10 protein-coding genes are annotated in these 13,138 nt (G+C 38.8%); 7 read left to right on the forward strand and 3 right to left on the reverse strand.

Annotated elements, in window-relative coordinates:
* Positions 1–6 precede the first annotated feature (6 nt).
* The 6 genes from HNQ80_RS07205 (at position 7) to HNQ80_RS07230 (ending at position 7,840) form a co-directional block, all read left to right on the forward strand.
* The gene (locus HNQ80_RS07205; protein WP_184309638.1) at positions 7–1,413 is read left to right on the forward strand and encodes an ABC transporter permease; all 1,407 of its coding nucleotides are present in this window, start codon (positions 7–9) and stop codon (positions 1,411–1,413) included.
* The gene (locus tag HNQ80_RS07210; protein ID WP_184309640.1) at positions 1,406–3,787 is read left to right on the forward strand and encodes an extracellular solute-binding protein; all 2,382 of its coding nucleotides are present in this window, start codon (positions 1,406–1,408) and stop codon (positions 3,785–3,787) included. Before HNQ80_RS07205 ends, HNQ80_RS07210 begins: the two co-directional genes overlap by 8 nt.
* 98 nt (positions 3,788–3,885) lie before the next feature.
* Positions 3,886–4,995 carry an ABC transporter ATP-binding protein gene (locus HNQ80_RS07215; RefSeq protein ID WP_184309642.1) on the forward strand — a complete coding sequence of 370 codons (1,110 nt, stop codon included), beginning with the start codon at positions 3,886–3,888 and terminating at the stop codon, positions 4,993–4,995.
* Positions 4,996–5,084: 89 nt separating this feature from the next.
* A complete protein-coding gene (locus HNQ80_RS07220) occupies positions 5,085–5,924 on the forward strand; it encodes a DUF624 domain-containing protein (protein ID WP_184309643.1) in 840 nt (279 codons plus the stop codon).
* A 61-nt stretch (positions 5,925–5,985) separates the two neighbouring features.
* The gene (locus tag HNQ80_RS07225; RefSeq protein ID WP_184309645.1) at positions 5,986–6,345 is read left to right on the forward strand and encodes a BlaI/MecI/CopY family transcriptional regulator; all 360 of its coding nucleotides are present in this window, start codon (positions 5,986–5,988) and stop codon (positions 6,343–6,345) included.
* Between the two features lie 10 nt (positions 6,346–6,355).
* Positions 6,356–7,840, forward strand: a complete 1,485-nt coding sequence (locus HNQ80_RS07230; RefSeq protein ID WP_184309647.1) for a M56 family metallopeptidase — start codon at positions 6,356–6,358, stop codon at positions 7,838–7,840.
* A 416-nt stretch (positions 7,841–8,256) separates the two neighbouring features.
* On the opposite strand, the gene HNQ80_RS07235 is transcribed toward HNQ80_RS07230, so the two are convergent.
* The gene (locus HNQ80_RS07235; RefSeq protein ID WP_330602798.1) at positions 8,257–9,417 is read right to left on the reverse strand and encodes an MFS transporter; all 1,161 of its coding nucleotides are present in this window, start codon (positions 9,415–9,417) and stop codon (positions 8,257–8,259) included.
* Positions 9,418–9,637: 220 nt separating this feature from the next.
* Positions 9,638–10,120, reverse strand: a complete 483-nt coding sequence (locus HNQ80_RS07240) for a MarR family transcriptional regulator (RefSeq protein ID WP_184309651.1) — start codon at positions 10,118–10,120, stop codon at positions 9,638–9,640.
* Between the two features lie 561 nt (positions 10,121–10,681).
* Between HNQ80_RS07240 and HNQ80_RS07245 the strand changes: the two genes are divergently transcribed.
* Positions 10,682–11,890, forward strand: coding sequence for an aminotransferase-like domain-containing protein (locus HNQ80_RS07245; RefSeq protein WP_184309653.1), 1,209 nt, complete (start codon positions 10,682–10,684; stop codon positions 11,888–11,890).
* Positions 11,891–11,999: 109 nt separating this feature from the next.
* On the opposite strand, the gene HNQ80_RS07250 is transcribed toward HNQ80_RS07245, so the two are convergent.
* Positions 12,000–12,899 carry a dihydrodipicolinate synthase family protein gene (locus tag HNQ80_RS07250; protein ID WP_184309655.1) on the reverse strand — a complete coding sequence of 300 codons (900 nt, stop codon included), beginning with the start codon at positions 12,897–12,899 and terminating at the stop codon, positions 12,000–12,002.
* Between the last annotated feature and the right edge of the window lie 239 nt (positions 12,900–13,138).

Genomic DNA, 13,138 nt, shown 5'->3' on the forward strand with positions numbered 1-13,138 from the left:
GATATCATGAAAAAAAGAAAAGCTGTATGGATTCTGACATTCTTAGGAATTTTACTGATGCTTTCCTTCATTGTTCTGGGCAGAGGGCTGGTTATGCAATGCGTTCAGTTGAACAGCGACTATTCCATGGAAAAGGTATTGGTGTCTGTTAAGAACCAGATAGATCGCCAAGGTATAAATTCCTTTTCAATAGATGATATAGAAAGACTTGAGAAGGAGCTTACAACAAAACCGATCAGCTATACGACTCAGTCTGGGATTATCAGTACGCCCGTTTCTTCTAGTGAGAGTACAGCCTTGTCGGTCAGACTGGCAGGTGTAGATTATAATTACCCGCTGTTCACCAGCATGACTTTGAAAGAGGGGAGTTTTATTACACAGAAACAGGAAGAAGAAGGATCGATGGTTGCAGTAATCGATGAGCAACTGGCATGGGAACTATTTAAGACAGTAAATGCAACAGGTAGAACCATTGATATTTTCGATAATGCATTCAGGATCACAGGAGTTGTGAAAAAGGATCCATCTCTTATAGGAAAATTAACGGATGACGGCCTACCCAATGTATACATACCAGCTGCTGTAATGATGGAGCTCGATGTTACAGCACGTATCACGGTTCTTCAGATAAAGACAATCGATGGAAATACGCTGAATCAGAATATGGCCGATGTATCGACTGCTCTTCGGCAAATAGGCAAAGATCCTTCAAATTACAATATCGTGGACTATAACATTAAATTAGCGTTAATAAAACAGTGGCCTCTTCTGTTCGTATCTATCCTTGGAATTGTATCGATGTTCATACTGCTGGTGCATGTGAAAGATTCAATAGGAAATCTATATGCTTTGATAAGGGCTGGGTGTAAGATCGATTATTTCTCAAATGTGATAAAGGGCAATCTGACGGGAATCCGAACGCTAATCCTTGAAATAACCCTTGGTTTCTTAGGAATTGTGTTCATTTGGCTGGGAATAAGATTCAAGCCTTATATTCCACCGAAATATATTCCTGAGGAGTTAATTAATATCTCCTATTATTTGGATTTGATCAGAGATGAGATTCAAGGCGGCATACAAAATATAGGCTATGTCCCACCGCAATCTGAGTTGATTGTTAATGCCGTTAATATGCTGTTGTATCTGCTCTTCTGCATCTCCGTTGTTTTAGGATTACTGCTTTTGTATATAGGTTTCCGGGAGGTTAAGGCATTAAACCTGGATTCAAACAAGCTTATATTTATCTTTGGTTTGTTTTTCGCTTTTTCCTTCGGGATTCTTGCTGTTGCAGCTTTTTTGACAGGACTGCCTTTTATGCTGGATGTAAAAAGCATCCTGGTTGCATGGGCGTTTATATTCTTAAATATCTTACATATTACAAAAAGAAAGGAAAGTGGGATTAGAAATGTTTAAAAAAATGATAAGTTTGTTACTGATAGTGATGCTTATAGTGAGTCTTTCAGCTTGTGGGTCGGAAAGTAAAAATGTTTCTCAACAACAAAATCTCTCCACTTATACAGAAACGGAGATCGGGAGCAATTCAGGCCTTATATGGCCAGGAGGCAGTCGAGTAAACTCTAAAAGCCAGCTTGTGGTTTTTGACAGAGGAAATGGAACAAATTCCGGATTTGTAACTTTAGATCAGGATGGGAAGCCAGTAGGCGATTCAAAATTAAGTTTTTCAGGAAATGTCAGAGCCTTTGCCCTTGATGGGCAGGACAACATTTATGTGGTAACAACGGAGCCAAAGAGTGATAATAATATATCCCAAAATCTTACAGTCCTCACTCCTCAAGGTAATATTTTAAAGACGATTGATCTTGGTACATTTTCAGGTACTGGAAGTAATGGGATGAAAAATACAGGATTTACGGATATCGCTATAGATATCAATGAAAGTATATACCTGTCCAACCCTTTAGAGAACATCCAGGTGTTTGACAAGGAAGGGCAGAAGGTGAAAAGCCTAGGCGCCCAAGGGTATGAAAGCATCGATATCGATTCGGAGGGCAATATTATTGCTGGAAACTTCTTGGGGAACAGAATTATTGAAAAAATTGATGTTTCAACAGGAAAAAGTGTTTGGTCTATTGATTTATCAGCCCAGAATTCAAGTGGAGTATATATGATGGGTTCAAACAGGATCAGGTTTTCAAAAGGGGATGAAAGTATTTACTATATCACGAGTCAGGATATTACGAAATATGACTCCTCTGGAAAGCTGATCGGGACTGTCGTTGATTTTAAATCCTATACGATCCTGGCCAGTGGATATAATATATCCGATATGGATATAGATGCAGCAGGTAATATTTACGTCACTACTACATCTGTACCTGCAGGGGGAGGCGTGAAAATAAAATCTCCTGGGAACAATTCAAATAACGCTGCTGGAGGCAGTTCATCAGGAAACGGTGCCCCTCTAGGAAATATAAAGTATGAATTATTTAAATATACATTACAGAGCGGGGGCAGCACAGCTCAAAATCAGGAGGTAATTACTGTTTCGGTTCCTATATCCAACAGGGGCCTTGAAATAGCAGCAAGCAAATTCCAAAAGGATCACCCCGGGTACAGGATCGATATACAGACATACCCCAGTAGCGATTATGAAACCTATGTGAAGAATCTGAATACCCAAATACTGTCGGGGAAGGGACCGGACATTATATCTGTCGCTGGGCTGCCCTACGAGAACTATATTTCTAAAAATATACTGGCCAATTTAAGTGAAATGATGATCGGAGACAAGAACTTTGATACGAGCGAATACTATACCAATATCTTTGATGCGTTAAAATACAATGGAGATCTGTATGTACTGCCCACAGACTTTACATTTAATATTTTGATGGCAAACCAAGGAATCCTTGATCAGAAATCCATAAAAATCGATAATAGCAAATGGACATGGAACGATTTTAAATCCATTGCTGAGCAAGTGACCCAAAAGGATGGTAATGGTGGTACAGGTAATCGGGCAGCGTTGCCTTCCGTCAGTTCCAGCGATCTACTTGATCTCTTTACGGGTGGCAGCTACAGCAGTTATATTGATGACGGGAGGAAGGCCAACTTTACATCCCAGGAGTTTATGGACCTGTTAAATACGGTCAAAGCCTTTAGTGACGACAGTCTTGTTGACAGAAACGTCAAAATGGACATGGTTTCAATCTTGGAAGCGGCAGGCAGAGAGGCGATTGTATTTTATCCCTACACAATTACTGACTACAATATGTATGGATTTATGAAAGCTGCATTTAAAGAACAATTAAGTCTTTACAATATGCCCTCAGCAGGTGGTTCTAATGGAGGGACCTTCACATCAAACTCAATGTATGGAATAAACAGAAATTCAAAATATAAATCGGAAAGCTGGGAATTTTTAAAGACACTTTTATCTGATGATGTCCAATCCCTGAGCATGCAAGGAATGGCGGTACAGTCCAAAGCGGGAGGACCTGGGAAAGCATTGGGTGGCTTTTCGGTCAACAAGGCTGCCCAACAGCAGAAGGCGCAGCAAGCAATCGATGCATCCCAAAGCGGAAATATGAAAATGATGATGAAAAGTGGGAATGCCAGTATTTCATTGAGTCCTGCACCAATGTCCCAATCGGATATCGACTATATAAACAAGTTTATCTCGGAATTAAAGATCTATGCCAATGCAGATGCAAACATCGGCAGCATTATACAAGATGAAACCAAAGCATTTTTTTCCGGGGCTAAATCTGTGGAAGAGACGACAAAGCTGATACAAGACAGGGTAAATACCTATCTTGGAGAGTAGGGGAGATGCTAGTGCTTTAGAAATACCATAAACAAATATCAGGGGCTTAGGTCCCTGATTTATCTTCAGATAAGTGAAGTTAGAAGGGAGTGAATATTTTGGCAAGCGTAAATTTAAAACATGTGATGAAACGATTTGAGGGGAAGGTTGTTGCAGTGGCAGATTTTAACCTGGACATTGAAGATAAGGAGTTCATCATTTTTGTAGGTCCTTCCGGCTGTGGGAAGACGACTACACTTAGGATGATTGCGGGACTGGAAGAAATAACTGAGGGAGAAATATATATAGATGGGAGACGGGTGAACGACGTAGAGCCCAAAGACAGAGATATTGCCATGGTCTTCCAGAACTATGCATTGTATCCCCATATGACTGTTTTTGAGAATATGGCATTTAGTTTGAAGTTAAGAAAAACACCAAAAGATGAAATAAAAGTAAGGGTACATGAAGCTGCTAAAATATTGGATATAGAGCACTTGCTTGACAGAAAACCAAAGGCGCTATCAGGAGGTCAGAGGCAGAGGGTGGCACTTGGTCGTGCAATCGTCCGGAGCCCTAAGGTATTCCTCATGGATGAACCATTGTCAAACCTTGACGCGAAATTAAGAGGTCAAATGAGGACCGAAATCAGCAAACTTCACCAGGATCTGCAAACAACTTTTATATACGTTACCCATGACCAGACAGAGGCTATGACAATGGGAACAAGGATTGTTGTGATGAAAGATGGATATATCCAGCAAGTCGATACACCGCAGGCCCTATACGAAAAGCCTGATAATTTGTTTGTCGCTGGATTTATAGGAAGTCCCCAGATGAACTTCAGGGAAGTCCTTGTTGAAAACTTGGGAGGAGAAGTATACCTGAAATTTGGCAAAAGCAGCATAAAGCTGCCAGGTGAAAAGGCAAGGAAACTAGAGGAACTGGATTATATAGGGAAGGAAGTAATCATGGGAGTCAGAGCTGAAAATATGCTTGACGAGCAAATTTACCTTGATTCCCTTGTAGATTGCGTTGTGGAAGCAGGTGTAGAAGTTGTTGAAATCCTTGGCGCTGAAACGTTGCTGCATGTAAAAGTTGAAGGCACTAACTTTGTTGCAAGAGTGAATCCCCAAAAACGAGTGAAAGTCGGGGATATCATAAAACTGGTTTTAGATCCCAGTAAAATCCATATCTTTGACAGGAAAACGGAAAAGGCAATTAGATAGGGGATGACTAAAAGGCGCGAACTTAAGCTAATGTATACTATGTATATTGATGGCTTTCCTGAATCCAACTTGAAAGGAATGAATCTCTTATGGCAGGAATTTTCCATTCGCTAAACGATATAAAATCAGGACCTGGTATTCCTAAAAACGCACCGACAAAACCTCGTATCATCGTTTTCTTCGATATATTCTTCCGCAAGTTCTGGCACCTTGTTAAGCTGAATATGCTGTTCCTTGTCTTCAACCTGCCGGTAATTGTAGGAATGCCTTTTATCTCACAGTTTTTTCTGCCGATGTTGAATAAAAATGGAGGCTCGATAGGGAATAGTGTTTATGAATTGGCATTTTACTTTGCTGCCAGTGCTATTTTTGTATGTATACCGATCGTGACAGTAGGTCCTGTACAGGCGGGATTCACTTATGTACTGAGAAATTTCGCCCGTGAAGAGCATGCATTTCTATGGGGGGATTTTAAGGAGCACGCCTTGGGTAACGCCAGACAAAGTATCTTCATATGCCTCATTGACCTGGTTGTGGTGCTGGTCATTGGGATGGATATCAACTTCTATTTCGGAATAAGTAGGGACAACATATTTTTGACTGCAATGACTTTTTCGATCATGTTGTTGCTTCTTCTTTACCTAATGATGCACATGTATATTTATCCAATGCTAGTTACATTCAGACTTTCGGTCAAACAGATCTACAAAAATGCTTTTATATTTTCTATCATTAGATTTTTACCAAATCTGGGAATACTCGTTCTATGTTTCATATTGGCTGCTTTTCCGCTATTGCTATTCCCGACAGCGGGAGTTTTGTTGTTCTTCCTTGTAACGATGAGTACCATAGGATTGATTACCAACTTCTACGTATACCCAATACTTAAAAAATACATGATGGATAAAATAGTCATTGACAGGTTATGACGATTGCGATAGTATTTACTTGTAATCAACTATTGTAGTAGTCATGTAAGGAGAGATGTATATGAAAATCAAATTATTCGACTCCGAACTGAAGGTGATGGAAGTATTATGGAAAGAAGGAAATTTGACGGCAGGGCAGCTTGCCCTTATTTTAAAAGAGGAAACAGGTTGGAATAGGAACACAACCTATACCGTTATCAAAAAATGCATCGACAAAGGCGCGATTGAAAGATTGGAGCCTAATTTTACATGCAAGGCGTTAATCTCCAGGGAAGAAGTCCAGGAGCAGGAAACAACTGAGTTTATTAACAAAATGTTTGATGGCTCTGCCGAAATGTTCTTTGCAACATTTATTAATGAAAAAAACCTGACGAAAGAACAGATTGACAAACTGAAGAAGCTTGTTGATAAGTTGAAGTGAGGTGAATATAATGAACGTACTGCAAATGAGTGTTTCAGCAGGAATTCTCATTCTTATCATTGCTGGTATAAGGTTGTTCGCCATGAACAGGCTGCCTAAAACAATGTTCATTACACTTTGGGGAATTGCTTTATGTCGATTGATCATTCCTTATTCCATTCCTTCAAAATTAAGTATTTATAATGCGATAAATCGTTTTAGTGAAGAATTTGCACGAAAAGCTGGAGTAGCAAATGTCGATAATACCAGAGTTTTGATCTATCGAAGTACAGGAAATATGGACGTGGTATATAAGTCGTTACAGATAGAACCTATTATGATACTTTGGATCGCTGGAACAGCTTTTCTTGCTCTATTCTTTGCAGCATCCTTTTATAAAAGCTACAGAGAAATCAGAACAGCCCTGCCAATCAAAGGGAATACTTTGATTGACAAGTGGTTGAGTGAGCAAAAGACAAACCGATCTATAAGGATTCTGGTATCGGATAGAATTACAACACCCCTTACCTATGGCATAATAAAGCCTAAAATCATACTTCCAAAGTCGATGGATTACAAGAATGAAATGCAAATGAGGTATATTCTGGCCCATGAATTGATACATATCAAGCGGTTCGACGCCCTCTGGAAGCTTTTACTGGTCATGGTTCTATGTTTCCATTGGTTCAATCCGATGGTATGGGTATTGTATATTCTAATGAATAGAGATCTGGAAATTGCCTGTGATGAGAAGGTAATCAAGTTATTTGGAGAAGATACAAAGTCTGAGTATGCGCTATCCTTAATCGAAATGGCTGAACGTAGAACTAATTTTACTCCGCTATATAGCAGCTTTAGCAAAAATGCCACTGAAGAAAGAATCGTATCCATCATGAAATTTAAAAAAACATCCGTATTTAGTTTGGTGTTAGCTTTTATGCTTGTTGCAGGAGCAACATTTGTGTTTGCCGAAAGTACTGCAAACAAAGTTCTCCGGCTCTACGGAGTCATTCAAACAGACAGCGGCAGGTTCAGTTTCGACCTTGATGAAAAGGGAGTGGTTACTGTAAAAAATGCCGATGGAAAGGTAATTAGCACGACTACTGTAGACAGTGATGGTAAGGCTACCCTGACGGACGGCAGTGGAAAGACCATTAAAACATTACAATTGGATATTCCTAAACAGCCTCAAGGGAAACGGGTTATAATCTATAAAACAGCAATGCTATCTGAAAAAGGCGAGTTGGATGTTAAAAATGAAGGAAGTGCAGGCATCGATACGCTGCCCAAATACATTGTGGAAGTTGTTGGAAAAACTATGGTGACTGTAAAGGATACTGATGGCAATGTGATTGGTACAGGAACGGCTGATAACAATGGTATGGCAATTATGACAGATAACAGTGGCCTGAAAATTGGTAATGCAACTGTTAAGGATGGCACGGTGACCAAACTGACTGTAAACTTTCACAATAATGGCAATTCAAATGCTGTGTTTTTTGGAACAATTGAGTAAAATATTGCAACAGATGAGCAGGATATATTTTAACAAAACATAGCCGTGATGCAGCTGTTTCAAGGATCGCTAGAAAATAATCAAAGGCATCTATCCAATGGATAGGTGTCTAAGACTGTAGACAAATAGGGTTTCAGAACTTGTACCTAAGTTCTTAAACCCTATTATTATATGTTCTTAAAACCACCTGCTATGCAAATGATTGAGGAAAGCTTCCAGCGGGGTATTACCTCCAAAACTGTTAAGATATAGAAGGTTTCCCGGCCACCAAATCAACAATTTAGGAGGGATCCTTTTATGAAGAAGGACAATGAAAGTTTATCACACACAACGTGGAGATGTGTGTGATGAATTTACGCTTACCCCCTCTATAATTGAAAATGAAGGTGGATACTTGCCTAAATAAAGCAGGTAGTTTACATATTTACATGCGTACCCTTATACAAAACTGGTATTGCCGCTGCTATAAGGATCATACCTATAAAAGCGGGTGCGGCATGACCAAGTGATACATAGATTTGACCTCCAATGATAGGCCCAATTATTCTTGCTAAGGATTGAATAGATTGGCTACCTCCTTGAATCCTTCCTTGTTCACTAGAATCGACAGACTTGGAGACCATCCCATTGAATGAAGGCCCGAAGATCGAATCACCAAAACCAAATATAAACATTCCAGCGATAAGAAGAGGATAAAATGAGAACAAAGCCGATGCTGCAATAAGACTGTAGCCTATAATCTCCGAAACCATTCCAAGAATTGCGATCTGTGCGTCACTAAGTTTTATCAAAAGCTTTGGCATTATGAAACCTTGTGAAATGATGTCTTGAACACCCATTATTGAAAGCACAAGTCCGATTAGTGCAGGCTCCCAACTGAAAGTATCTATTGTAAATTGTGTAAAAACCGCCTGTAAAGATCCGTTGGGTATCCAAAGTAAGAATGCTGAGACAAGTGGCCTTTTTAAGTTTTTCATGGAAAGTACATTTATAAGCTGTGTAAACGGATTCAGTCTTACAAAGGTAATCTTTTGCAGTCTATTATTCTTGTCAAGGCTCTCGGGCATATATAGGACTCCATAAACAACATTCAATAAAGTTATTATTGCTCCAAAATACATGGGTACAGAATAACCAAACTTGGCAAGTAATCCACCTAGAGTAGGTCCCATGACGACGCCTACACCTGAAACCGCACTCACCCACCCAAAGTATTTGGTTCGCTGTTCTCTAGGCGTGATGTCTGCAAAATATGCGAAGATAGTGCTTATGGTCCCGCCTGTTATACCATCTATTATGCGGCCAGCAAATAGTACCCATAGAGCTCCTCCTATGCCAAAAACTAAGTACCCGATTGCAGAACCCAAAAGGCATACTAACAGTACTGGACGACGGCCATATCTGTCGCTCAAAGCTCCAAGTCCGGGCGCCGCAAAAAACACGCAGACTGCATAAACAGAGGTCAGCAGCGTAACAACTATAGCTTGCTCTCGCGGATTGTTTATATAAGGCTGCACTAAGAATGGGACGACAGGTGCTATGATAGTGAAGCCTATTCCACAAAGAAACACAGACATAAGACCGAATATTAAAGCCTTTTTATCTATGGTTTGTTCTGTGTTTTGTTCATTGTGTGATCTAAATTTGAACACTTAAATTCTCCTTTCAAAAGTTATAATTTTGTTTCCAAGGAATCAAAATTATCGTATCACGCTTTTGTTTCCTTGTCAACAAAATATTAGCAATAAAAATGCAGCCTGTTCTCAATAGAATTGGGCTGCCTGTGGTTTCTTTTCATTATTCAAATTTTTCCGACTTACTATCTACACCCAGTTTCTTTATTTCTGCATCCAAATGCCTACTATACTTTTCCACGAAGCTAAGCATACTGTCAAATTGTTCCTCGGTTACCTGCTCAAATACAGCTTTATCACGCTCTTGAAACTCTTTATGCAGCTCCTCATGGACTTTATAAATTACTTGCCCTTCTTCAGTAAGCCTGAAATAGATTTCTTTCTTATTATCTGGCTTCTGATAGCTTTCAATGGCACCCTTTTTTATGAGCTTCTTGGTCATTTTGCTTATGGCGCCCCTAGTCATATAAAGGGACTCCGCAAGTTTTGTCACGTTGGAATCTACATTTCTTCCAATGTATTCGATGTAATGTACTTCAGAAGACGTATAACCCTTAAGACTGTCTTCCATCTTAAACTTATTAAGCCAAGCCATCTTGTTTAATAAGTTCCTGAAACCCATTATGACCTGTTCTTCTTTGTTCATGGCCTGTCCTCCCACCCATTGGTGAATTAACAATATTATATTAAATTTTTGTTTCTATTTCAACAATATTAAAATAATTATTTTAGGAATTGAGCTATACGTGAAAAAAGAGAGTCGTAAGCGTCTAAGCATTCGGTAAACAAACGCTAGTTATCATTTGATAATAATTGATTAAATATACCAATCCACTAAACGGCAAGTAGGGCAAGTGTCAAGACACTTGCACAAGACTGTAGGCTTAAGTCTGACTAAGACTTTGTCTACAGTCTGAGGCATCTATCCAATGGATAGGTGCCTTTTTGAATAAAATATTCATCATTATTGAAGTTTTTTAAGAACAGATATAATTCTAAAAGGAATATAAGTAATAACTATAGAAGATAAACAGAATTAGTAAAGGAACAAGGGTCCACTTCAGACCGTCCTCATTTTTGGGAAAAAATATGCCGACATTGCAGACGTTGCTATACAAGCCGTTGCTCAATACATTAAAGAAGTGAAAGAAGGAGTTTGCCTAGGACCTGAGCACTTAACACATTTGATAAAGAGAGGTGGTTTACTATGTCAAAATTTGCCCAGCGGATGACGACAATGGAGAAATCTGCAACAGTAATCCGAAATCTATTTAGTACAATGAACGATCCAGAAATTATTTCATTTGGCGGCGGTGCTCCAGCAAAAGAAGCGCTGCCCATTGATTTGGTTCGTGAAATTACAAATGAAGTTATGAGAACTGACAAAAGAGGTGTGGAAGCGCTTCAATACGGAAGTGTTATGGGCTTGCCAGATTTGCGTGAAGTTATTGTTAATGATTTGTTGCTACCTAAGGGCGTCAAGGGAAATGTTGATAATGTTTTGATTACCAATGGTGGACTGGAACCTATGAACTTAGTATGCCAGCTATATATCGATCCCGGTGATGTTATTTTGGTTGAATCACCTACTTTTGTTCAAGCAGTAGAAATATTTGAAATGTTTCAGGCAAGATGTATTGCCGTAGAAATGGATGACAATGGTATGATTCCGGAAGATTTAGAAGCAAAGATCATAAAGTACAAACCGAAAATGGTCTATGTCATTCCCACTTTTCAGAATCCTACTGGTAGGACGCTGTCCCTGGATAGAAGACAAAAAATTGCTGAATTAGGCAGTGAATATGATGTAATTATTTTGGAAGACGATCCATATCGCGATATTCGTTATAGTGGAAGGGATTTATTGCCGATTAAAGCTTTTGACGAAACTGGCCATACTATTTTGGCAAACAGTTTTTCAAAGATATTCTCACCGGGCAGCAGGCTTGGCTACATTCTTGCCAGCGATGAAGTAACGGCAAAGCTGTTTGATGCCAAGACAGCAACCAACTCCCACACATCTACATTATCTCAGATAATCTGTGCTGAATTCTTTAAACGAGGATATTATCCAGCGCATCATAAAAAAATTTGTGATTTGTATCGCGAGAGAAGAGATGTCATGATCGAATGTATCGACAAGTTCTTTCCGAAGGAGACCAAAAGAATTTTCCCAGATGGTGGTTTGTTTACATGGGCAGAGCTGCCAGGTGGTATCAATACTACTGAGTTGTTGGTTGAATCTACGATGAATCCAGACGTTAAAGTTTCTTATGTAGCGGGTGAGGGTTTCTTTACTGAAGAAGGCGGCATGGGCAGGAATTGTATGAGAATTAGTTTTGGTGGCGTTACTCCGGAAAAAATCAGAATTGGCGCAGAAAAATTAGGGAACTTGATTTGCACGAAAGTAAAATAGGCAAATGCTGTATTCTCAAAGAAAAATTCCTCTCTGATAATATCTTCTAATTCTTATCAGAGAGGAGTTTCTAATTTATTGACAAATAGCAGGTTTTATAATTGACTGCTTAATCCTGTAATATGTAGTCTTGAATAAGGCCTTTAATCATTAACTTTTTGGAATGATCTAGTTTTATATCAGAATTTTTTAGCCGTGTATTAAAGTCATGGTTCAAGGTCAAATGGACTGCTTCTTTAATAGCCAATATAAACGGGTTTGATTGATCATAAACGCTCATCAGCGCATTAATTTTCTTTTGATAACGAATCAACTTGTCTAAATCACCTTCTGCATAGGCCTCATAGGTACTAAGGAGCAATTTAGCTGCAAAGTTGCCCAGCCCGCCGATGATTCCTGCGCCCCCTGATAGTAAGTTTGGTACTAGGCATTCATCAAATCCAGAAAATACATAGAAATCATCCTTTATCTTTTTTACTGTTTCAATATATTTCCTTGTATTTCCAAAAGCAACTGTTGAATCCTTAATACCGATAATATTATCAAAATCTCTTGCCAAGCGACCTACTAACTCTGCCGACATATTTACTGATGTGCGATCTGGAAAATTATATAGTAAAATAGGCAGTGGGGATTCAACGGCTATCTTTTGATAATATTCATAAAGGGCGTCGTCTCCCAATGGAAAAAAGTAAGGGCATAAGACTAAAGCAGCATCTGCTCCCAACTCATAGGCAAATCGATTGAGCTCAATGACTTCCTTTACATCATTAGAAGCTGTCCCTACCATTACCTTCGTTCTTTTTTCAACAACGCCAATGGCAAATTTCAAGAACTTCTTTTTTTCTTCTAATGATAAAGCAAAAAACTCTCCAATACTTCCCAAAAAAACGATACCATCTACTCTGTCCTTAATTAATTTTTCAATTAGTTTCCTATTACTTACTTGATCAATCTCTCCAGCTTCATCAAATATTGTGATCATTGGTGGATAAATTCCCTTAAACATTTTATCATCCCTCCATTTTATTATGAAATTGTTCCATATCTGAAATTGGATTCAGTATATGGAATAAAAAATATTTTTTCAGAATTAAGGTAGGGGCATTAACTACCTATTTTAATAGCATTCGCTAATGGTTTGTTTCAATAATTTTATAACGTTTACTTAACATCTTCAAGAGAAATGGTTTAACTTTTCTGAATTATCTTGGTTTTTAAAATAACTCTCCAAATTTTCATGATCAA

The sequence above is a fragment of the Anaerosolibacter carboniphilus genome, from assembly GCF_014205875.1.
Lineage (GTDB): Bacteria > Bacillota > Clostridia > Peptostreptococcales > Thermotaleaceae > Anaerosolibacter > Anaerosolibacter carboniphilus.

What these genes read in the sequence shown, in the direction of transcription:
- HNQ80_RS07205 (WP_184309638.1), top strand. Translation starts at nt 7, where the DNA reads ATGAAAAAAAGAAAAGCTGTATGGATTCTGACATTCTTAGGAATTTTA.
- HNQ80_RS07210 (WP_184309640.1), top strand. Translation starts at nt 1,406, where the DNA reads ATGTTTAAAAAAATGATAAGTTTGTTACTGATAGTGATGCTTATAGTG.
- HNQ80_RS07220 (WP_184309643.1), top strand. Translation starts at nt 5,085, where the DNA reads ATGGCAGGAATTTTCCATTCGCTAAACGATATAAAATCAGGACCTGGT.
- HNQ80_RS07225 (WP_184309645.1), top strand. Translation starts at nt 5,986, where the DNA reads ATGAAAATCAAATTATTCGACTCCGAACTGAAGGTGATGGAAGTATTA.
- HNQ80_RS07230 (WP_184309647.1), top strand. Translation starts at nt 6,356, where the DNA reads ATGAACGTACTGCAAATGAGTGTTTCAGCAGGAATTCTCATTCTTATC.
- HNQ80_RS07235 (WP_330602798.1), bottom strand. Translation starts at nt 9,417, where the DNA reads ATGTCTGTGTTTCTTTGTGGAATAGGCTTCACTATCATAGCACCTGTC.
- HNQ80_RS07240 (WP_184309651.1), bottom strand. Translation starts at nt 10,120, where the DNA reads ATGAACAAAGAAGAACAGGTCATAATGGGTTTCAGGAACTTATTAAAC.
- HNQ80_RS07245 (WP_184309653.1), top strand. Translation starts at nt 10,682, where the DNA reads ATGTCAAAATTTGCCCAGCGGATGACGACAATGGAGAAATCTGCAACA.
- HNQ80_RS07250 (WP_184309655.1), bottom strand. Translation starts at nt 12,899, where the DNA reads ATGTTTAAGGGAATTTATCCACCAATGATCACAATATTTGATGAAGCT.